Annotated in this window: 15 protein-coding genes and 1 pseudogene; 3 read left to right on the forward strand and 13 right to left on the reverse strand. The window is 57.5% G+C overall.

Annotated features, from left to right (window positions below):
* Positions 1-74: 74 nt before the first annotated feature.
* Entirely contained in the window at positions 75-1,952 is a 1,878-nt protein-coding gene (gene htpG, locus ACFFSY_RS28630; RefSeq protein WP_377500639.1) for a molecular chaperone HtpG, read from the reverse strand.
* Between the two features lie 204 nt (positions 1,953-2,156).
* On the opposite strand from htpG, the gene ACFFSY_RS28635 reads away from it, so the two are divergent.
* Both ACFFSY_RS28635 and ACFFSY_RS28640 read left to right on the forward strand, forming a co-directional pair.
* Positions 2,157-3,353 (forward strand): oxalate decarboxylase family bicupin, encoded by a 1,197-nt coding sequence (locus ACFFSY_RS28635; protein ID WP_377500641.1) that lies wholly within the window; start codon positions 2,157-2,159, stop codon positions 3,351-3,353.
* Between the two features lie 173 nt (positions 3,354-3,526).
* Positions 3,527-4,021, forward strand: a complete 495-nt coding sequence (locus ACFFSY_RS28640) for a hypothetical protein (RefSeq protein ID WP_377500643.1) — start codon at positions 3,527-3,529, stop codon at positions 4,019-4,021.
* Positions 4,022-4,049: 28 nt separating this feature from the next.
* Here the strand turns inward: ACFFSY_RS28640 and ACFFSY_RS28645 are convergent, their stop codons facing one another.
* The 12 genes from ACFFSY_RS28645 to ACFFSY_RS28700 form a co-directional block, all read right to left on the reverse strand.
* Positions 4,050-4,823: a MerR family transcriptional regulator gene (locus ACFFSY_RS28645; protein WP_377500645.1), complete on the reverse strand. Its 774-nt coding sequence runs from the start codon at positions 4,821-4,823 to the stop codon at positions 4,050-4,052.
* 141 nt (positions 4,824-4,964) lie between these two features.
* Complete coding sequence (locus tag ACFFSY_RS28650; RefSeq protein ID WP_377500647.1) at positions 4,965-6,131, reverse strand: sensor histidine kinase; 1,167 nt, start codon at positions 6,129-6,131, stop codon at positions 4,965-4,967.
* Positions 6,128-6,802: a response regulator transcription factor gene (locus tag ACFFSY_RS28655; protein WP_377500649.1), complete on the reverse strand. Its 675-nt coding sequence runs from the start codon at positions 6,800-6,802 to the stop codon at positions 6,128-6,130. The genes ACFFSY_RS28650 and ACFFSY_RS28655 overlap by 4 nt, the downstream gene beginning before the upstream one ends.
* A gap of 24 nt (positions 6,803-6,826) precedes the next feature.
* Complete coding sequence (locus ACFFSY_RS28660) at positions 6,827-8,560, reverse strand: ABC transporter ATP-binding protein (protein ID WP_377500651.1); 1,734 nt, start codon at positions 8,558-8,560, stop codon at positions 6,827-6,829.
* 218 nt (positions 8,561-8,778) lie between these two features.
* On the reverse strand, positions 8,779-9,645 hold the full coding sequence (locus ACFFSY_RS28665; protein WP_377500653.1) for a GNAT family N-acetyltransferase: 867 nt from the start codon (positions 9,643-9,645) through the stop codon (positions 8,779-8,781).
* Positions 9,646-9,677: 32 nt separating this feature from the next.
* Positions 9,678-12,794, reverse strand: coding sequence for an S-layer homology domain-containing protein (locus ACFFSY_RS28670; RefSeq protein ID WP_377500656.1), 3,117 nt, complete (start codon positions 12,792-12,794; stop codon positions 9,678-9,680).
* A gap of 203 nt (positions 12,795-12,997) precedes the next feature.
* The gene (locus tag ACFFSY_RS28675) at positions 12,998-14,800 is read right to left on the reverse strand and encodes a cache domain-containing sensor histidine kinase (protein ID WP_377500659.1); all 1,803 of its coding nucleotides are present in this window, start codon (positions 14,798-14,800) and stop codon (positions 12,998-13,000) included.
* 19 nt (positions 14,801-14,819) lie between these two features.
* Complete coding sequence (locus ACFFSY_RS28680) at positions 14,820-16,400, reverse strand: response regulator (RefSeq protein WP_377500661.1); 1,581 nt, start codon at positions 16,398-16,400, stop codon at positions 14,820-14,822.
* Between the two features lie 207 nt (positions 16,401-16,607).
* Positions 16,608-18,305: an extracellular solute-binding protein gene (locus tag ACFFSY_RS28685; RefSeq protein WP_377500663.1), complete on the reverse strand. Its 1,698-nt coding sequence runs from the start codon at positions 18,303-18,305 to the stop codon at positions 16,608-16,610.
* Positions 18,306-18,386: 81 nt separating this feature from the next.
* Positions 18,387-19,280, reverse strand: coding sequence for a carbohydrate ABC transporter permease (locus ACFFSY_RS28690; protein ID WP_377500665.1), 894 nt, complete (start codon positions 19,278-19,280; stop codon positions 18,387-18,389).
* A gap of 34 nt (positions 19,281-19,314) precedes the next feature.
* The gene (locus ACFFSY_RS28695; RefSeq protein ID WP_377501544.1) at positions 19,315-20,238 is read right to left on the reverse strand and encodes an ABC transporter permease; all 924 of its coding nucleotides are present in this window, start codon (positions 20,236-20,238) and stop codon (positions 19,315-19,317) included.
* Positions 20,239-20,758: 520 nt separating this feature from the next.
* On the reverse strand, positions 20,759-21,127 hold the full coding sequence (locus ACFFSY_RS28700; protein ID WP_377500667.1) for a hypothetical protein: 369 nt from the start codon (positions 21,125-21,127) through the stop codon (positions 20,759-20,761).
* 540 nt (positions 21,128-21,667) lie between these two features.
* Between ACFFSY_RS28700 and ACFFSY_RS28705 the strand changes: the two are divergent.
* Positions 21,668-22,002, forward strand: a pseudogene (locus ACFFSY_RS28705) (DUF6855 family protein).
* Positions 22,003-22,017 lie beyond the last annotated feature (15 nt).

Genomic DNA, 22,017 nt, shown 5'->3' on the forward strand with positions numbered 1-22,017 from the left:
ATCTACCAAAAGACGCCCCTGCATGGCCGTTGCGGCCGAAACAGGGGCGTCTTGACTTTATTTAGGCGGAACGGCTATACCATGATTTTGCAAATATCGTTCGTGAACTCGACCGGATCCTGAAGCGGAAGTCCTTCAATAAGCAGCGCTTGACTGTAGAGCAGCGCCGTATACAGGTTCAGCTTCTCCTTATCATTCTCGAACGCCGACTTCAGCGACTGGAAAACCTCATGGTTGATGTTGATCTCCAGTACTTTATCGGCCGAGACGCCGCCGCTGTTCGGCATGGCGCGCAAGATTTTCTCCATCTCGATCGACACTTCGCCCTGCGACGTCAGACAGACCGGATGGCTGCGAAGCCGCTTGGACGCGCGTACGTTCGTCACTTTGCCCGTCAGCTGGGACTTCATGTAGTCGAATAGCTCGGCGTTAGCTTTCGCCAGCTCCTCGTCTTCCTGCTTGTTCTCTTCCTCGATACCGAGGTCGCCGCTCGAGACGCTGCGGAACTCCTTGTCCTTGTAAGACATGAGCATCTTGATCGCGAATTCGTCGATATCGTCGGTGAAGTAGAGAATCTCGTAGCCTTTGTCCGCCACCATCTCGGTCTGCGGCAGCTTCTCGATCCGCTCGTTCGTCTCGCCGGTCGCATAGTAGATATACTTCTGCTCTTCCGGCATGCGGGAGACGTATTCGTCCAGCGTCACGAGCTGCTTCTCCTGGGAGGAAGTGAACAGCAGCAGGTCCTGCAGCGCTTCCTTGTTGGCGCCATAGTCGTTGTACACGCCGAACTTCAGCTGGCGGCCGAACGACTTGTAGAATTGCTCGTATTTCTCGCGCTCGTCCTTGAGCAGGCTCTGGAGCGCGCCCTTGATTTTGCTCGCGATGTTCTTGGCGATCAGCTTCAGCTGGCGATCGTGCTGCAGCATTTCGCGCGAGATGTTCAGCGAGAGGCTCTCGGAGTCGACCATCCCTTTGACGAAGCTGAAGTGGTCCGGGAGCAGGTCGCCGCATTTGTTCATGATCAGGACGCCGTTCGCGTACAGCTCCAGCCCCTTCTCGTATTCCTTCGTATAGAAGTCGAACGGCGTGTTCTCCGGAATGTACAGGATCGCCTGGTAGACGACCGCGCCGTCCACATGCAGGTGGACATGCTTGAGCGGCTTGTCGAAGCCGTAGCGCTTCTCGTTGTAGAACGACTCGTAATCCTCGTTCGTCAGCTCGTTTTTGTTTTTGCGCCAGATCGGCACCATGCTGTTGACGCGCTGCTCTTCCGTGTAATCCTCGTATTCGTCCTCGCTGCCTTCCTTCAGACGGCGGCTCGTCACATTCATCTTGATCGGGTAGCGAATGAAGTCGGAGTATTTCTTGATGATCGCCTTCAGGCGGTATTCTTCAAGAAATTCGTCATAGCTCTCGTCTTCGGTGTTCGCTTTGATCTTGAGCGTGATCTCCGTGCCGACGGCGTCCTTCTCCCATGGCTCGATCGTGTAGCCGTCCGCGCCCGCCGATTCCCACTTGTACGCTTGTCCGCCTGTCAGCGACTTGCTGACGACGGTGACGACGTCCGCGGCCATGAACGCCGAATAGAAGCCGACGCCGAATTGGCCGATAATATCGTGACCGTCCTTCGCTTCGTTCTCCTTCTTGAACGCAAGCGAGCCGCTCTTGGCGATGACGCCCAGATTGTTCTCCATCTCTTCCTGCGTCATGCCGATGCCGGTGTCTCGAATCGTCAGGGTGCGGTTCTCTTTATCCGCGGTTATTTGAATGTAATAACTGTCTTTATCGAACGTGAGGTTCGGATCGGTTAGCGCCAAATAATAAATTTTGTCGATGGCGTCGCTCGCGTTGGAAATGAGTTCCCGCAGGAAAATTTCCTTCTGCGTGTAAATGGAGTGAATCATCATGTCCAACAATCGTTTGGACTCGGCCTGAAACTGCTTTTTCTCCATACCCTGCTTCTCCTCCATACTGTTGGATATCGATTGGTCAACCTTCGTTAGCACTCTCGAACGTCGAGTGCCAGTCCACTATTTTTATATCATTTCATTCAGTTGCCTGTCAATATTTGCCCGGCACATATTGGCCACGCCGTTCCTCATATCTCTCTACATGGCAATCGACGCGCCTAAGCGCGCAACAGGAGGTAAACCCGAATGCATCATCGATCGAATGAAAGTAAAAGCGCAAGCTGGCCCATTCCGCAGCCGATCCGCAAGGACGGCGCCGGCGGTCCGGACAAAGGTCCGCGCGACATCATGCGCGATATCGAGAATCCCGACATGCTTGTCCCTCCCGTAACGGACGCCGGACTGCTGCCCAATCTGAAGATGTCTTTCTCCGATACGCATATGCAGTTGAATCAAGGCGGCTGGTCCCGGGAAATCACCGTCCGCGAGCTGCCGGTCGCCAAGGAGATGGCCGGCGTTAATATGAGCTTGACCCCCGGCGGGGTCCGCGAACTGCACTGGCACCAGCAGGCGGAATGGTCTTATATGATTTGGGGATGCGCCCGTATTACCGCCATTGACCAGGACGGGCGCAACTTCATCGCCGACGTCGGACCTGGCGATCTGTGGTACTTCCCTCCGGGACTTCCCCACTCGATTCAAGCGCTGGATGAAGGCTGCGAGTTCCTGCTCGTGTTCGACGACGGCGCCTTCTCGGATCTGAACACGCTCTCGATCTCGGACTGGTTCGCCCACACGCTCAAAGACGTGCTGGCCGCTAATTTCGGCGTGCCCGAGCTCGCGTTCGATGCCATCCCGAAGGATCAAGTCTATATCTTCCCTAGCGCAGTGCCCGGGCCGATCGAGAGCCAAGCTGTAACCTCCCCGTATGGCACCATCCCGCGATCGTTCAAGCACCGCCTGCTCGCGCAGGAGCCGCTCGTTACGCCCGGCGGCAGTGTTCGCATCGTCGATTCGTCCAACTTCCCCGCCTCCATCGCGATCGCGGCGGCTCTCGTCGAGATCAAGCCCGGGGCGATGCGGGAGCTGCATTGGCATCCGAACAGCGACGAGTGGCAATATTACTTGACCGGCCAAGGCCGGATGACGGTATTCGCGGGCAATGGGACGGCGCGCACGTTCGATTATCGGGCAGGCGATGTCGGTTACGTCCCTCGCGCGCTCGGCCACTATATTCAGAATACCGGCGAAGAGACGATCTGGTACTTGGAGATTTTCAAAGCCGCGCATTTCTCCGACGTCTCGCTTAACCAGTGGATGGCGCTGACGCCAAGCGCGCTCGTCCAAGCCAATCTGAATGCCTCTCCCGAACTGATGGCGTCGCTTCGCAAAGTGAAATGGCCTGTTGTGAAATATCCCGCGTCGGAGACTGGCGACCGCTAAAGGCCGAATGCCGCGTCAATCTCTCTTAACGCCAAAATAGCCTAAGCTTTGTCGCGAGACGCGACCAAGCCTAGGCTGTTTTGGCTGTTTATTGAACGCATGAGCGCCAGGCAAGAAGGAGATAACAAGCTTGAACCGGCAATCATCCATTCAATCGACAAAGGAGTGACGTTATGATGATCCTTCGTATCGGCTTATGGGCGGTGTTCATTCTGCCCTTCCTCACTTTGCTGCTGCTGCGGCGTGATTTAATTCGCAAATACTTGCCCGCCGCCATGTTCGTCACCATCATCAATGTGATTCTGTATGAGGTGGCTTGGGAATACGGCTGGTGGCACTACAAGCAATCGCTGTTCGCCTGGGATACGATCACCCCGGCTCCGCTTATATTTAGTGCCTATTGGGTCGTGACGATCTGGATCTTTGCGCTTTCTTTCCGGCGATTCTGGCTTTATTTCATGCTGAATCTGGCGGTGAACGGTCTGTTCGCCTTCGAGCTGGCGCCATGGCTGTCTAGAGCCGGCATCACGGAAGGCACGCTGACCGGCACGTCGATCCTGCTTATTCTGACCGCTCTCAGTACAGGCGTCTATCTGTTCCAATTGTGGTACGGGCGGGAAGAGCGGAGCGAGATGACATTCCAGATGCCGCGAAGATCCCGAATTTGACAAGAAGCCGCTTAAGACGCGCTGCTTGTCAGGCCGGCAAGTCCGGCGACATATCCGACGCCCATGCATCTGCAGCTGCCGCCAAGTAATACGCCAGCCCTAGCTGTTGGCTCTCGAGCATCTGCAGATGGAACGCGTCGGTCAGGAAGAATCGCGTCTGCGCCGCAAGTTCGGCCGCTCCCGTCGGATGGACGCGCGACGTCAAGAACGCCGCATGATCCGCAAGCAGCTTGCGAACCCGCTCGTCCCGGTGCATGATGCCGCTTCGAAGCGCCTCGGCCATCGCGCCCATGAACCGTGCCGATTCCTCGGCCAGTTCATTCATAGCCGGGGGTATGATTGCCGCCGATTCGAGCAAGTCGTAATCGTATGTCTCCTTCAAATGTTGATTCTGCTCCTCCAATGCTTCGCGCCACGCTTCCTCGCTGTCGAGGCCGAATCCCCGGAACATCTCTTCTTTTGCCATAGTCTCCCCTGCTTTCTCGTGATTTATCGTTGCCTTCAACGTGTTCATCACTTCATCCAGTCTCTCGCGTCTCGCACGCAGCAGCTTCTCCTGTTCCGCGAGGTGCGTCAGTCTCTCCCGACCGCCGTCCACGAGCGACTTGATCTGCGCCAGCGGAAAGTCCAGCTCCTTGTAGAACAGAATGTGCTGCAGCCGCTTCAGCTCTTCGTCGCCATACAACCGGTAGCCCGCGTCGGTGACTTCGGCTGGCGGCAGCAGCCCGATCTTGTGATAGTGATGCAGCGTCTTGACGGTGACGCCGGACAATGCCGACACTTCTTTCACCGTATAATTCATGACGTCATCCTCCTTTCGAAACTTAGTCTACGGTCTCCCCTTAGAGGAGAGTCAAGCGGCATCGGTACTGGAAATTATCGTCAATTGTAATGGATCGGCAAACGAAAAGCACGCCCTTAAAGGCGTGCTTTCAAGATGCGTTCATAGGCGATCTTCGCCAGATGCTGCTGCACCGCTGCCTCTCGCCTTAAGCGGCAGGCGAACGGTGAACGTAGCGCCTTCGTCAAGATGGCTGCGGACGCCGATGTCGCCTCCGTGCAGCTCGACGATTTTGCTTGCGATCGATAGCCCCAGCCCGCTGCCGCCAGCCGTTCTCGTCCGCGATTTATCCCCTTTAAAGAAACGCTCGAAGATGCGCTGCTGATCCTCTTCCGATATTCCGCAGCCGGTATCGCTAACCTCGACAATGGCTCCATCGCCGTTCTGCGCAAGCGTAACGGTCAGACTGCCTCCGATGTTGGAGAATTTCACCGCGTTGACGATCAGGTTGATCCACACTTGACTTAGCATCTCTTCGTCGGCTTCCACAGTTACCGGCGACATCTCGAGCGAGAGCTCCAGCTCCTTCTCCAGCCACTGCGGCTCGCAGGCCAGCACGATATTGCGAAGCTGCGTATCAAGCCGGTAAGCGCGCGGCTCGAAGGGCTGATGCGCCGATTCGAGCGACGTCAGCTTGAGCAGATTGTCGCTAAGCTTGGATAGTCGCATGCTCTCGGTCTCGATGATCGACAGATAATGCTTGCGCTCCTCAGGCGTAAGCGATTCGTTCTGAAGCGCATGGGCGAAGCCTCGGATCGAGGTGAGCGGCGAGCCGATCTCATGCGAGACGTTGGAGATGAATTCCTGCCGCAGCTGCTCCATCTGCTTCAGCTCTTGCGCCATATGGTTGATCGTCTGCACGAAATCCCCCCATTGGCCGTCCATCCGCCGCTCTTTGTCCAACGTCACGTTGAAATCCCCCTTGGCGATCCGCCGCAGCGCGTCTATAATTTCGCCCCAGACTGCCCGCTGCTTCGGCCCCGTTACCAGTCCGATAACGACCGCCGACAACATCATGATAAGCATACCGATAAGCGCGGTGATCAGCTGCGTCCAATACGGCGTCCATTGGCGATCGATTCGGTCCAGCAGCCCGCCGGTCAGCCAGTACGCGATCGAGAAAGCCACGCCTGCCGAGAGGAACAGCATGACGACGACGCCGACAATCCGGGCCGCGATGCGCGGGCGCGATCGGCGCTTGGCCAGATCATCCCAGACTGAACCCTTGCCTGCGCGGCGCCTGCGGCGTCCTTGCCGCTCCGCCCTCACGTCGCATTCTCCATCCGGTAACCGAGCCCGCGGACGGTGCGGATCGCAAGCGGTACGGCCCGCTGGGCAAGCCGCTCCCGCAGCCGGTTAATATGCACGTCGAGCGTCCGTTCGTTCCCGTCGAAATCGTAGCCCCAGATCGACTCGATCAGCCGGTCCCGCGTCAACGTCCGGCCTTGATGGCTCAGCAGCATGAACAGCAGCTCGAACTCCTTCGGCGGCAGCGCGAGCTCCTCGCCGTGCGCCTGCGCTTGATTGGATGCGCGGTCGAGCGTCAGCCCGGCGGCGGACACCTGCTGCGAGCTGTTGATGCGATATCGCTTGAGAAGCGCCCGAACTCGAACAGCCAGTTCAGGCGGATCGAACGGCTTCACCAGGTAATCGTCCGTGCCCAGCTCGAAGCCGCGCACTTTATCGACCGTCTCTCCTTTGGCCGTCAGCATCAGCAGCGGGACCTCGTACAGCCGCTGCAGCTCTTTGCACAGCGCCCACCCGTCCATGCGAGGCATCATGATATCCAGTATGACCAGATCGGCGGCGGAGACCTCCATCCGCTCCAGCGCTTCCATCCCATCGGCCGCTTCCACGACGGTATTGCCATCGCGCTGCAAGATAACGCGCACTAATTCGCGAATATGGGGGTCGTCGTCGACGACAAGTATATGCGCCATGGCTAATCTCCTCTCATCCTTCCGTTAGGCCGGCATATGCACGCGAAGCTGGCCGTCGGCGAAGCTGCGGTAAAGCTCATGGCTGCCGTAGAGCTGATCATGCGTGCCCTGCCCCGTGATGCGTCCCTTCTCGATGAATATAATAGAATCCGCATCGACGACCGTCGATAAGCGATGCGCGATGACGACCGTCGTCCTTCCTTGCATCAAATTCGCGAGCGCGAGCTGAACCGCCTCTTCCGATTGGCTGTCAAGATTGGACGTCGCTTCGTCCAGCATCAGAATATGCGGGTCGCGCAGCAGCGCCCGGGCAATCGCGATTCGCTGGCGCTGGCCGCCGGACAACTTCACGCCCCGCTCGCCGACCGCCGTCTCGTAGCCATCCGGCAAATCCCGGATGAAGCCGTCCGCATAAGCCATTCGCGCCGCCTGTTCGATTTCCTCCCGCGTCACGTCCCGATCTAGTCCATAGGTTAGATTGTCCCGGATCGTTCCCGCGATAACCGGACTGTCCTGCGAGACGTAACCGATTTGGCCCCGCCACGATTGGAGCGAATAATCGGCGATATCGCGCTCTCCGTGCCGGATGGAGCCGGCAGACGGCAGGTAGAATCGTTCCAGCAGCGAGAACAGCGTCGTTTTGCCGCCGCCGCTCGGTCCGACGATCGCCGTCACTTTGCCGCCTTCGATCGTGAAATTCAACCGGTCGAGAATCGGCTCGTCGGAATTATAGGCGAACGATACGTCGCGTACATGGATCGGCTCCGTGCGGCGCGTAACCGTTGCTCCGTCCTCCAGCGCTTCCTCGTCCGCTTCCAGGATGCCCATGATGCTCTCGGTCGCGCCCATTGTCTTCTGGAATTGCGTGAAGAACTGCGTGATCTGCGTAATCGGCATGATGATCTGGAACAGGTACATAATAAAGGCGACCAGCTCCCCCGCCGTCATCGCCCCGGACGACACCTGCACGCCGCCGAAGCCGATCAGCGCCACGAGAATGACGAGAATCAGGAACGATACGGTCGGGCTGATGAGCGCCTGCATCTTCGCTTCCTTGAGTCCAAGCCCGAACAGATTGCGAATGCCGCCGCTTCCCTGCTCGAATTCGGCCGCTTCCGATCCCGACGCCTTAACGAGACGGATCTCCGATATCGCGCGGGTAGCGGTCGACGCGAATCGCGCGTTCTCTTCCTGGGCCGCCTTGGCGATCCGGTACATGCGCTGGCCGATCGGCATCATGATCAGCGCGGCGAGCGGAAACACCGTGAAGATGACGAGCGTCATCTGCCAGTTCATGTACAGCATAACCGCGAGCGATCCGATGATCGACAATACCCCGGAGAAAAAGCCCGTAACATTTTCGGTAATGAGTCCCTTCATCACCGCGGTATCATTGGTCAGCCGGCTGACCGTCTCTCCCGTCTCCTTGCTGTCGTAATACGCCACCGGCAGGCGGAGCAGCTTGCGCCACAATCGCTCGCGAATGGCGGATACGATCTTGTTGCCGCCATAGTGCAGCATGTAGACGGCCGCGCCGCCGGCAATGACCTGCGCGATGAACGCGCCGGCCAAGCCGATGATTTGCCCTGCGCTCAGGGAGTCGAGCGAGAAGCCGTTGACCAGGTTCTTCGTAAACAGCGGGATGGTCAGCCCGACGAGCGTATTGACAACGCTGAGCGCCACGGCGACCGCCAACAACGCCTTCGGCGGATTCGTCTCCAGCACCAGCTTCCAGAATCTTCGTATGTTATGTTTCATGGTACTCTCCCTCATCTCTCTTCTATATGGATGACTCGTGTTCCACTTTATAACGTCTATGTAAACGGAGTTTAAACGAAAAGGAGCCCTCTTCGCAAAACGCGCGGCGGCGATTGGCGAAGAGAGCTCGACATGACGTGGGAAATGGGTGCGATCGAATCGGTTCGGCGATAAAAAAACCGGCGCTGCGTAGGAGCGCCGGTGCTGCATCTATTCCATTACGTTAGAGATCGGTAAGCGCGCCACATCGTCTCTTGTCTAATATCCGGCGACGTGAAATAACGTTCGGTGAACTGGCGCATCGGCTCGTTCTCGTGTTCGACGAAGAACATGCCGTTCGGATAGCGGCCTTCGGCCATGAGGCGCCGAACCGCTTCCGCGAACAGCGCCACGCCGCGCGCCATCCGTTGATGCCGTTTGAAGACGTACATCGTTTTGAACAACACCGTGCTCGCATCCATCTCCTCCAGCAGCATCCACCCGACAGGCTGACCTTTGTACCGCAAGAGCAGGCTTCGGGAAGGGTCCACCTCCGCGGCATCTTCGAACGGCGAGAGGATGTCCGGATATTCGGACGAAGCCGCCTCGATTAGCCCGGTTCGCTCGATGGCCGTTAGATCGCCCCAAGGCGCAATCTCGAAGTCGGCCGGGAGCTGCAACGACAACCAGCGCTGGCCTCGAAGCGACGTGAAAGGCCCCGACCGGATATGAATGCCGGGCTGCGGAGGGATGAAGCCGCATGCTTGAAGGAAACCCGCGATTCCGCGCTCCTCGCCATTCCTGGTCATGAACTCGGCCAGCAAAAGGGCGTAGCCTCGCGTCTTCAAGCGTTCGGCAGCTGCCTCCAACAGACGCCGCCCAATGCCCAGCCGTCTGGAGCCGGGGCGAACCACGATCGAGCGGAGATGGGCGGTGCCTTGCCCTTGCGCGAGCTCGATGACGATAGCGCCTAGATAACCGTCGTCATCGTTCGCGCCGATGGCAATGAGCTGAGCGGCGCCGGCCTGGATCGATGCCGCCGCTTCCGGTAGCACAAGATCTGGCATGTCTGCGAGTTCGGCGATGCTGAGTTCATCCAAGTCCAAGCTATATCCCTCCAGCCCATCGGCAGCATGAATTAGTCAGGAATACGAGAGACCGTGAACGTGACCGGCGCCGCCACAAGATTATCAGAGAGATCGGTCATCGTAATGTTGAAGGTAAACTTCGTATCGTTCGGAATGAAGCCATCGCCGTTTTTAATCTTGTTCAGACCGCTCGGATTCAGCGTGAGCGTGATGGTGTCCTTTGTCGAATCGTAACTTACCAGATAGTCGCCGTTGTTTACGCTTAATTGAGACGCATTGTCGTTCACTATTACGTTTGGAATTAGCTGCATGCCAACGATCGGCTGCGGAATAAGCTTCTCATTCACCGCAAAAGTAAACGTGGTGAAATCGTCCGACGATTCGACGACGGCCACTGGAGCTGTTCTATCCACCAATACCGGAACTTCGATCACTTGCGGCGTATTGCCTGCCGTCTCCACGCTAAAGAGTATGTCCGCGTCTAAATTTATGGGCAGTAGTGCATTTGGTGTGATTTGAATACCGGAAGGGGTGCTGGAAACCTGGATCTGATCCGTGCTGGAGCCGACTTTGATTTCCCCTAGTTCCGTCGATCCATCCATGACATTGAAATCACCCTCGGCCGGATCGTATTGGATGTTAGTACCGCTAATTTCTTTGCCCTTGTAAGCAAACTTAATGTAATCCTTAATATTGCGTTTTCCGTACGTAAAACCAAGCTGGCCTGCATTTAGAAGGACCTGGGTGCCGGTGCCGTTCGAATAGAACGGCGTATCGTCCTTGCGCTCCGCCGTCAGTACCGGCTTCACGACCGAATACGTGAACGAATAGTCCGTTTGCTTCTGCTGGTCATCCGTCGCGGTGATGGTAATCGTCGTCGAACCTTCCGCAAGCGGCGTTACCGTCAACGTCTTGTCGGCGATGGAGACCGTAGCGACTGACCCGTCGCTGGATTTGACTGTGTACGTCAGTGATGTATAAAGCTCATCGTTGAAGGCGACGCTCACATCGGCCGTTACGGCGGGATCGCCAGAGTACCCTGGATCGATGACGATCTGCGTACCCGACAGAACAGACGCGGTGACTACGTAGTCGAACGTGTAGTCCACAGTCCGCCCTTTCGCGTCCGTCGCCGTCACGGTAATCGTCGTCGTGCCTGCCACGAGCGGCGCTATCGACAGCGTGCTGCCGGTTACGGATACCGTGGCTGCAGCCAGGTTGCTCGATTGCGCGCTATAGATAAGCGATGCTTTGTCCTCGTCGTCGAACGCCGCGCTCACGTCGGCCGTTACCGCCGATGCGCCGGCTTCCGCCGAGGCTGGCGCGATCGCCGTGCCCGTCAGCACAGGCGCTTGGTTCGCCGCAACGACCGTATAAGCGAACGCGTAGTCCTTCTTCAGCCCTTTCGCGTCCGTCGCCGTCACGGTAATCGTCGTCGTGCCTGCCGCGAGCGGCGTTATCGACAGCGTGCTGCCGGTTACGGATACCGTGGCTGCAGCCGGGTTGCTCGATTGCGCGCTATAGCTGAGCGATGCTTTGTCCTCATCTTCGAAAGCCGCGCTCACGTCGACCGTTACCGCCAATGCGCCGGCTTCCGCCGAGGCTGGCGCGATCGCCGTGCCCGTCAGCACAGGCGCTTGGTTTGCCGCATTCACTGTGAAGTCGAACTCGTCCGCCACCTTCTCGCCGCGGCCGTCATCCGCCGTAACGGTGATTTTCGCGACGCCTGCGGCCAGAGGCTCCACGTACAGCTTCGCCCCTACCACGCGGACCATCGCCGCCGTCTCGTTGGAGGAAGCAGCGGTCCATTTCAATGTATCGCCGTCGCTGTCCGCGAATACGTCCGTCAAGTTGATCTCGACTTCATTCCCGCCCGCGACCGCCGCAGCCGGATTCGCGATCGGCTTGCTTACGGTCGGCGCATGGTTGACGCTCACGCTGCTTCCGCCCGTATAGACCGGCGCCGGATCCGCTTCCCGGTTCTTGATCTGCGATTTGACCGCGTCGTAATTGGCGATGACATCGGACAGCTTTACGCCTGTCGGCAGTTCAACTTTATCGATGGCGATGTCCTTGCCCAGCTTGATTCTAGCTTTGTCGGTGTCGACCTTGAACGTCTGAATCGCGGCGTCGCCGCTAATCGTAACGGCTTGTCCCGAAGTTACCGTCAACTCGCCGACTTTGGCGTTCAGTTCAATGCTGCTTGCTTTCTCGCCAAGGACGATCTGCTTCAGCGTTTCGCCCTTGACCGCGACCTTATCGCCGGCAATGACAAGCACGCCGTCGAACCGGCTCCCCGTGGAGTCGAATGCGACAGGCTTCGCTTCAGTCCCGCTAACCGCGATTTCCAGCTTGGCCAGCCCGTCGATATTTTTGTTTTGCTGGGAATAGGTAAGTTTGGCACCCTTCAGCGCGTCGAGGTTCTGACCGGCGAAGAGCGCCTTCAATTCTTTGGTAACCAGCACCGTCTCGCCATCGATTGAGACATAATCGCCGTCAATCTTCTGGATAACGGCCGTTTGCTCCTTCGCATTGAAAACATCAAGCAAGTAAGCCGCGACGTCCTCGCGGTTCACAGCGCTCTTCGGCGTTGTCCCCTGCTCTTGCTGCATCAATCCGAGACGATCCGCACGCTGCACCATTTCGGCCGCCCAGTTGCTCGCGCCTGCCGCCGAGCCCGTGCCCGACGCCGCTCCGCCGCTTGCGCTAGTACCGCCGACAGCGCGCACGAAGACGGTTGCAAGCTGCTCGCGCGTCAACAGATTGTCCGGCCGGAAGCTGCCGTCGCCGAAGCCGCCCATGAGCCCGGCATTGCGCACCGCTTCAATATAAGGCGCAGCCCACAGACTGCCGGTATCCGAGAATGAAGCGTTCGGCGTCGTGGTCGGCATCAACTTGAGCGCTCTGGCCAAAATAACGGCGAGCTCCTGACGGGTCAGCTCTTTGTCCGGTTGGAACTTGCCATCCGGGAAGCCGTTGAGCAGTCCTTTGTCGACCGCGTCCTGAACCGCTTGAATCCGATCCTGCGATACTTTGGCGATATCCGTAAACGATGCGTTTGGTGCGGATTGTCCGTTCGCCGTCTCTTGGGCATACGCGCCAGCCGGCGCCAACGACATGCTTAATATCGTCGTCGTCAGCATCCATTTCGTCCATTCTTTCATCATGACACCCCTATGTAAGTCGATTGGTATAGGAAAATAGAACCATCCTATTCCTCCATTATCGGTGTTCATAGGTTGAAAGTTTAGCTGAAAATTTTTACATTCTCTGCCTCTCTGTCTTGCCCCCGCCATTGCGATGGCACGCACGCAACCAGGTGATTCAGAACGGCTCTTGACACGTCCACGGGCGGGTAGTGCAAACGCCGTCAAGCCATGTCCCGCTCCCCTTCCTCCCGCCTTGGCAGCTTCCGCCGCCGCGCCGGAATACGCACATGCACGGTCGTGCCAGCGCCGATGAGGCTGTCGATCGCGATTCCGGAGCCTTCCCCGTAATGAAGCTTGACGCGCTGAATAATATTGTGAATGCCGCAGCCGACTGTTCCGTCATCCCGCTCGCCGAGAATATCGGCGATCCGACCGCGCGGCATGCCGAGCCCGTCGTCGATGATCAGGTAATGAATCGTGTCCGCCCGCACGTAAGCGGCAATCCGGATGTGAATGCGATCCCCGCACCAGGCATGCTTGAACACGTTCTCGATGAACGGCTGAAGCAGCAGCTTCACCGTCTCGTACGGCCACACGTTCGCGTCGATGTCCATGGTGACCTCCATCCGGCTGCCATACTTCACCCGCTGCAGGTCCAAGTACGCGCCAGCCTGCTCCAGCTCGTCCGCGACCGGAATCATCGTCCGACCGGAGTTGAGCGAGAGACGGTAGAACTTAGCCAGCCCCATCACCATACTCTGCAGCTTCTCGTTCTCCCCGAATTTCGCCAGCTGATTGATCGACGACAGCGCATTATATAGAAAATGCGGATTGATCTGCAGCTGCAGCATTTCCAGCTCCGCTTCTTTCTTCTGCAGCTGAGTTAGGTAAACCTTGTTGATGAGTGCTTCGATTTCTTCGCCCATGCTGTTCAGCGCGGTGGCGATCTGCGAGAATTCGTCCTTTCCTTTATAGGTCATCCGCTTGTGCAGATCCCCTTCGCGGAACGCATGCAGCACGGCGACGAACTTCATGACCCGCTTGGCAAAATAACGGGAGATGAAATAGCCCGCAATCGTGAAGAGCATGGTGCACAACACGCACAACCCGATAATAAAGGAGCGACTCTGCTTCGATTCCTGGTCGATGACGGTCAGCGGCACTTTCGCGGCGATGCGCCAACCGGGCTGCGGCAAATCTTCGACGATGGTCAGAAATTCGGGCTGTGCCCCCTCCTCCGCAAGTCCCATGCCGGCGCCCAGTCGTCCCGACGACTCGAATACGACGCGCCCGTTGGCATCGGTCACCGTCAAGCGGCTATCCCCGCCGAGCTTCCGGTAGTCCACGCTCTCGAACAGCTCGCGGATCGGCAAGCTGAAACGCATGACCGCAATCTCCTTGACCGCGAGCGGGTTCAAGTTATCGACCAGCCGGCGCACCAGGGAGATCCGGCCATCCCTCGCATCCTCCTCCACCTGCTTCCAAACCATCGTCTGCCCGTATTGCTCCGGCTCCAAACTCTGATACCAGCTTCTCCCCATGATGCGGCCCATCTGAAGGATGTCGTAATTGTCTTCCGCCAAATTCCGGTTATCCGGCGAGTTCCAGTCATGGTACCGCTCCCGCACGGTCGGATTGTGAAAATACACGCTCAACCGGATCGCCATGCCGATCGACTGCAAGGCACTCTTCAGCTCCGGCACAATGATGTTCTCTGCCCGAAGATGCGCGGCGAACCCCTCATCCTTCTTGCGCAAGCTCTCGATCAGCTCCTCCTTATAATAGAGACGTTCCGAGATGCGAACCATGTCATCGAGCTTATAGGCGACGTTATCCCGGATTTGCGCAATCGTTCCTTGAAGATTTGCCCGTGTCTGACGGCGCATAGAAGACTCGTACATGGAATGGGAGACATAGAAGTTGACCGCGACCAGCAGCACGGTGAAGACGAGATACGAGAGCATTAATTTGTAGCCGATCGGCAAGTAGCCCAGCTTCCGTTCCTTATGTCGTCCCGTGTCCATCGCTTCGATCGCGCCTCCTTCACAACGTCCGTTTGCGGTATTCGATCGGCGTCATGCCGAATTTCTCCTTGAATTGCCGGCTGAAATACGGCAAATACCGGTAGCCGACAAGATCCGCCACCTCGTATATTTTGATGCCCGGCTGATGAAGCAGCTCGCATGCTTTCTCCATTCGGATGTTCGCGAGCAGCTCGTTGAACGTGGAACCCGACTTCTCCTTAATGAGCACCCCCATGTAGCTGGGCGAGAAAGAGAATTGCGCCGCGATATCCTTCAGCTGGATATTCTCGCCCATGCGCTCCGTCATCGCCTTGACGACGCCGCGGATGAACTTGCTGTCTTTGGTCATCGACTTCTCATGCAGCCGCTCGGAAATCTCGTAGACGAATTGCATGAGCCACGTGCGGATGTCCGCCACCGTCTCCAGCTGCATGAGCACGTCGAGATGGCGAATTTCGATGCCAAGCAGCGAAAACAAGTCCTCGCCGCGCCCGCTCAAATATTGATCGGCTTTCCATACCATGTAGCCGAGCAGGTTGTGGACGGTGAATCGCGACCGGAGCGCCGCGATCGAGCGGAACAGGTTCTCGAATTCGTCATACACCCGCACCACTTCGTAAGCTTCCATCGCTGCCAGCAGCGCGTTCATGCGCGTATCCAGCTCGCGGGCATCCAGCATGCCCGGTTCGGCGCGTACCTCTTCGTACTTGATGACACCGCCTTTGCCGAAGAACATCTTCCCTGCAAGCGCTGCCACCGACTGCCGGTAGGAGTCGGCCAGTCCTTGCAGCCCTGTAACCGGCGCGCCAAGACCAGTCGTTATCGTGGCATTCGCGTGCCGCTCCACCGCGCGCGCAAGCCCGAGAAGCATAGCGTCGGGGTCGTCATGATCCACCACGACCAGCGCGATCCGTTGGGCGGATAGTTTGCAGTACGGGATGCCGCCGAGCGCTTGAATATGCGCATGCAGCTGCCGGAGCGAGGCTTGCGTCCACTCCTGGGGGGGCATCAAGACGCCCTTCTGCCCGACCGCGGCATGGTCGAGCTCCATGACGGCGACTCGCGCCGGGTAGCGGATCCGCTCGAAGCCATAGCTCGCCAGCTGTCTGGATAGTGCCGGATCCGGATCCGCCAAGGCGCCCTCCAGCAGCCGGATAAGCAGATCGCTCTTGGCAATCGGGATCAACTCCTCGTAGGCAGACTCCCGCTCGCGCTGCCTCCGTTCCTCATCCAAATCCCGTTTCACCTTGAGCAGGGAGGCCGCAAGCTCCCGATCGTCCATTGGCTTCAGCACATAACTGTAGGCTTTCATGGATAACGCCTGCTGCACATAACTGAACTCCTGGTGCCCGCTGACGAAGATAACGCGCAAATGCGGATTATTCTCCAAAGCGCCCCGCGCCAGCTCCAGCCCCGACATATAAGGCATGTTGACGTCGCTAACGAGAATATCGATCGGCTGCGATTCAAGAATGGCCCGCGCGGATAAGGCGTTGTTCGCGCAGCCCTTTACTTCCATACCGAGCTCATCCCAAGGCGTAAACCGCCTCATCCCCTCCAGATCCAGTTCTTCATCGTCCACCAGCAGCACTCGATACATCGCGTTTCCCCCTCGAGACTCGAAAATACCAATTACGTTAACAATATCTTATCAGAAACATAATTTACATTATATAGTAATTAATTGATCGTTACGACGATTCCCGCCGCTTCAACACTTCGATATGCAGCCCGTCTCGTACTAGAGCAAAAAGACCCCAAAGGAGGCAGGCTCCTTTGGGATTCTAGCGGCGAAACGAGCGGCTCGTTATTCGATGCCGAGCGTTGCCTTGTTCTTCTTCCATTGCTCGGTACGATACTCGAGCAGCTTGCCATACCCGAACTTCTCGGCCTCTGCTTCCGCCTTATCGAGAATGTCGTCGACCTCTTGGTCGTTCTTCGCCATGGCGGACTGTGCGAAAGCGAGGTCGAACAGATCGCCGAACGACTGCGAGATGGTCCCCAGCTCGCTATCCGGGTCGGGAATAAGACCGGTCAACTCGGTCGCCTTGTAGGAGGTCGGCCACGTAATTTCACTCTGGTATTTGGTCACCCAGCTTTTCTTGGCATCTGGCAGCACGTCCTGCAGCTTGACCTTGACCTTGTCGATATAAGAGCTGTTGCCGACGAATTGGAAGATTTCGCTCTCGGCCTGCCAGGCGGCGACGTTCGCCGGGTCGTACTTGTCCGTGAAGATCGGCATTTGGTTCTCGTCGAAGCCTTGCCAGTTGCCGCCTTCCGGACCGAAGAATTGCAGCGTCATCCCTTCCGGACCGGTATACCAGTCGAGGAAGGCGAAGATTTTCTCCGGGTCCTTGGCTGCCGTCGTAATCGCCGCCACGTTCCAGCCGACCGTAAAATAGTGGCTCGTGAAAATTTTGTTTTTATCCAGCCCCGGCTTGTGAATCGGCCAAATCATGAAGTATCCGGCATTCGGGTCTTTCTTAGTGAGCTCTTGATGCGCCGCATCCGCCAACTTCGTCACGTTTGCCCCGGTATAGACCGCGACCTTGCCGTTCATCAGCTTCTCCTTGACCTGATCCTGCGTCTGGGTGAACGCATCCTGGGAGATCAGCTTCTCGCGGTACAGCTTGGCGACGTACTTCTGCGATTCCCGGAACGTCGGATCCGTCAGCAGCGAAGAAATCTTGTCGCCGTCCACGACGCCCTGCATCTGATCGTTGAACGAGAAGTAGATCGCATTCTCTTTGAAGGCGGAATAGAGCACGCCCATGCCTTGGATATCGACGGCGCGGTCGACGTCGAGCGGTACGATGTCGTCGCCATATTTCCCCTTCACCTGCTTCAAATATGCGTACAGATCGTCCGTCGTCTCGAGCTTCGGCGAACCTAGCTCCTCGTAGATCTTCTTGTTGACGACGTAACCGGCCGTGCCTGTCGGCTTGTTCGTGTACCAGTTCGGGAATTGATAGAGCTTACCGTCCTCCGAGCGCAGCAGATCGAGTTCCTTTTCGCCGATCCATGTTTTCAGATTCGGATATTTGTCGAGATAGCCGTCCAGCGGCACCAGCTTGCCCGCTTTGCGCAGCCGCTCCAGCTCGCGGTGATCGCGGTCGGTCCAGATGACGTCCGTCAGATCGTCCGAAGACATCATCGTGGCCAGCAGCTGCTCATGATTGCCCGCCGCCGCGATGGAGGTGATGCTGACGTTCTTCAGCTCTTTGACCAGCTTGCCGATCTGCTTGCTCTCCCACTCCGGAAAATCATGCCACGAATAATGGCCGTACAGCGAGAACTCGAGCGGCTCCGACCCCAGCTCCCACCGGTCCGAAGAATTGGGCTTCGCCTCGCTGCCGTTCCCCGCCTTGGACGCATTGACCGGCTTGCTGCCATTCTCGTTTTTGCCGGTTCCCCCAGAGCCCGAATCGGTACAGCCCGCGAGCGCTCCGGTCAACGCCAGGATGAGCGCCGCGCTTGCCAGCAGCGGTTGTCTTGTCTTCTTCATCGGCTTATTTCCCCTCTCGTCTATCTAATGGTTCATCTATGTTCAAAGCCTTGTTCGGCCTTAAACCAAAAGCGGGCGTTGCTATTCCTTGAGCGAGCCAACCATGACGCCTTTGACGAAGTGCCGCTGGACGAGCGGATAGACAAGGATGATCGGAATCGTGACGACCATCATCGTGGCGTTGATCAGCGACTTGGATGTTATCGTGCGGCTGCTCTCGATCTTGGATAAGGCGAACGACTCGGCGCCTGCCTGATCGGACACGATATTGGCGCTGAGAATCCGCCTTAGAATCGTCTGCACCGGCATTAAATCGGGATCGGTAATGTAAATCGTCGGCACGAACCAGTCGTTCCAATGCGCCACCGCCGTGAACAATCCGAGCGTCGCCAGCACGGGGCCCGACAGCGGCAGCACGATGCGGAAGTACGTGCCCCAGTTGCCGCAGCCGTCGATCTGAGCGGATTCCTCGAGACCGGCAGGCAGGCTGCGAAAGAAGGTGCGGAAGATGATCATGTTCCACACGCTGATCAAGCTTGGAATAATAAAGACGAGGAAGTTATTCATCAGCCCGAGCGAGCGGATCAGCAGATACGTCGGAATGAGTCCCCCGCCGAAATACAGCGTGAAGAGGAAAAACATCATATAGAAGCTGCGCCCGAACAAGTAATTCTTGGTCAAACCGTAGGCGAGCAGCGTCGTCATGAAGAGCGCGCCTGCCGTGCCTGCGATCGTACGCAGAATCGAGATCAGGAATCCGCCAGCTAGCCGCTCGTCGCCGAACACGATCGCGTAATTCTCCCACGTGAATGCCCGCGGCCAGAAGGTTAGCCCGCCTTTGACGGTATCCGTCCCTTCATTAAGCGAGATGACAAGCCCGTTCCAGAACGGATAGAACGCGCTGAACGTCAGCAGCGCCAGCAGGATATAGATCGCGATGATCATCGTTTGGTCCTTGCGTGCGATCCGTTTCACCCGCAACTCGCCTCCTTATTCAACCGTTGTCGACTTACCATAGGCTGTTGCCCGATCGTCTTGCGGAATAATTCGCGATCGCGAGCAGCCCGACGCTGACGATCGCCTTGAACAACCCGACCGCGACCGCATACGAATATCGGCCATTCTGCAAGCCGACGCGATAGACGTACGTGTCGATGACGTCCGATACCGGCCGCAGCACCGGATTGACTGCCAGCAGGAGGATATCCTCGAAGCCGGCATTGAGCAGATTGCCGATGGCCAAGATGAGGAAGATGACGACGACCGGCAGGATGGACGGCAGCGTGATGAGATAGATCTGCTTGAATTTGCTCGCCCCGTCGATATCGGCCGCCTCGTATAGATGAGGGTCGATGCCCGCGATCGCGGCCAAGTACACGATGGAACCGAACCCGACCTCCTTCCACACGTTCGCGGAGACGAGGATCGACCAGAAGTATTCGGGCAGCGAGAGAAAATTGATCGGCGCATCGATCGCCCCCACCGCCTTGAGCGTGTCGTTCACCGGCCCGCCGTCGGTCGCGAGCATCGACATGATCAACCCGGCGACGATCACCCAGGAGAGGAAGAACGGCAGGTACGTGACGGTCTGAACAACCCGCTTGAACGCCATATGACGCACCTCGTTCAACATGAGCGCCAGGATGATCGGGGCCGGGAATCCGATCGCGAGCTTCAATAGGCTGATGACGATCGTGTTGCGCATGACCGTCCCGAATTCCGGCGCCCCGAAGAACGCCTCGAAATGTTTGAATCCGACCCAAGGGTTCTCGAATATCCGGGATCCGGTAAAAATGCTGTAGTCCATGAACGCCGTAAGTACCCCGTACATCGGAATGTAGGAGAAGACGAACACGAGCAGGACGCCGGGCCATACCATGAGCTGCACGTCCAGCTGCTTGCCGAGTCGGGCGATCCAGGATTTCTTCTTCATCGCCGGCTCTGGCGTCGCGGCACCGTGAAGCCGTTCCAATCGCGTTGTTTGCGGCATGATCAACCTCCCGTTTCGTTGTAAATTTAGTCTACGTCTTCCAGAAAACCCAAACTATATAACAGAAACACGATTGTTTATACTTCTGCGTGATGTTTCGCTAAAGAAGGGGCTTCGCCCCTTTGACCCCGCTTTTGTTGCTCCTCCCCCTAGTTGCTCCCTCCCCCTAGTTGCTCCCTCCCCCTTCCCCCTCCGCTGAGGGGAACCAGAGGACTGAGCATATGCTTCCGATGTCGTTTTCCATCCGGAAACGTTTACCTCTGGGCTCCCTCTTTCGTGCTGTCACGTTTGTTCGCGGTCGGCGGGGTGCTTCGAGCTGGCACGCTTTTGTCCTCGCGGACAAAGCTTCATTTTGTTGCTCCCTCCCCCTTCTCCCTCCGCTGCAATGCTGTCAGGTTAAGCGCGCCGGGACGTGGTAGGAGCTTGCTCGTCTGCAGGCCGTCCGTGCTCCCGATAACGACGCCTAAGTCCGCGGGCTGTCCGAGCACCCGATAACGACGCCTATGTCGCTATAACTTGTCTGCAGGCAACCGTTGCTCTTGATAACGACGCCTATGTCGCTATTGCTCGTCCACGGGCTGTCCGAGCACCCGGTAACGACGCCTATGTCGCTATTGCTCGTCCACAGGCTGTCCGAGCACCCGATAACGACGCCTATGTCGCTATTGCTCGTCCACAGGCTATCCGAGCACCCGATAACGACGCCTATGTCGCTATTGCTCGTCCACGGGCTGTCCGTGCTCCCGATAACGACGCCTATGTCGCTATTGCTCGTCCACAGGCAGCCCGAGCACCCGATAACGGCGCCTAGGTCGTTATTGCTCGTCTGCACGCCGTTCATACTCCATCCGGACGTTTCTCCTTAACCTGACAGCATTGCCCTCCGCTGAGGGGAACCAGAGGACTTCGCCCTCTGGACTCCCTTCTTCGTGGGGACACAATTGTTCGCGGTCGGCGGGGTGCTTCGAGCTGGGCACGCTTTTGTCCTCGCGGACAAAGCTTCATACGGTTATGAAGGCAGTCCTAAGACATAAGTCTGTCAACTATAGTCCATGGATGGCTGCACTCGATATTTTTCTTTAACCTGACAGCATTGGCATCGGGGAATGGGTGACAACGCGAAATAGCCGCCTCGCGAAGAGGCGGCTAGCTAGAGACAGGCGGCTGAATTGTACGGGAAGGAAGGGAATGTAACGGACGGCACGAATCAAGTTTAGAGATGTGAAGGATGAATAGACGAAGTCGCTAATGCGCTTCGCGCAAGTTCCCTAACACTTGAATCGGCAAAGTGGAATTACACATGATCGCAAATGAAGGAACGAAAGAAAATCCGTGGAAATTGAAAACGCCGCCTCAAACATCGGAATACGAAATGTACAAGGACGAGAAGGATGGGCGCGAGATCCTTGTCTGTACGGTCGGCAAAACCGTGCTGCACGACGACTACCGCGCTCTGGCCGACCTGCACGCGATGCTGAAACAGCATGGAGATTGGATGGAGCTTGGCAGCTCGGTCGAGCCGAAGCCTGCGAAGGAAGGACCGTAGAGGCACGGGGACGTTCCGCCGATCACCCTGTCGGAGGCTGGTACGGATTAAAAAAAGAGTTGCACGGCCGATCCGGCGTGTAAATTCCGCCGCTGATGGAAACGCTCGGGCTTGCGGAGGTCGAGCACCATCCAAGAAATAACCGGATGCGAGCCCTGTAACTCGCTTCCTACCCC

Origin of the sequence: Paenibacillus aurantiacus, assembly GCF_042431225.1 — a bacterium.
Lineage (GTDB): Bacteria > Bacillota > Bacilli > Paenibacillales > Paenibacillaceae > Paenibacillus_Z > Paenibacillus_Z aurantiacus.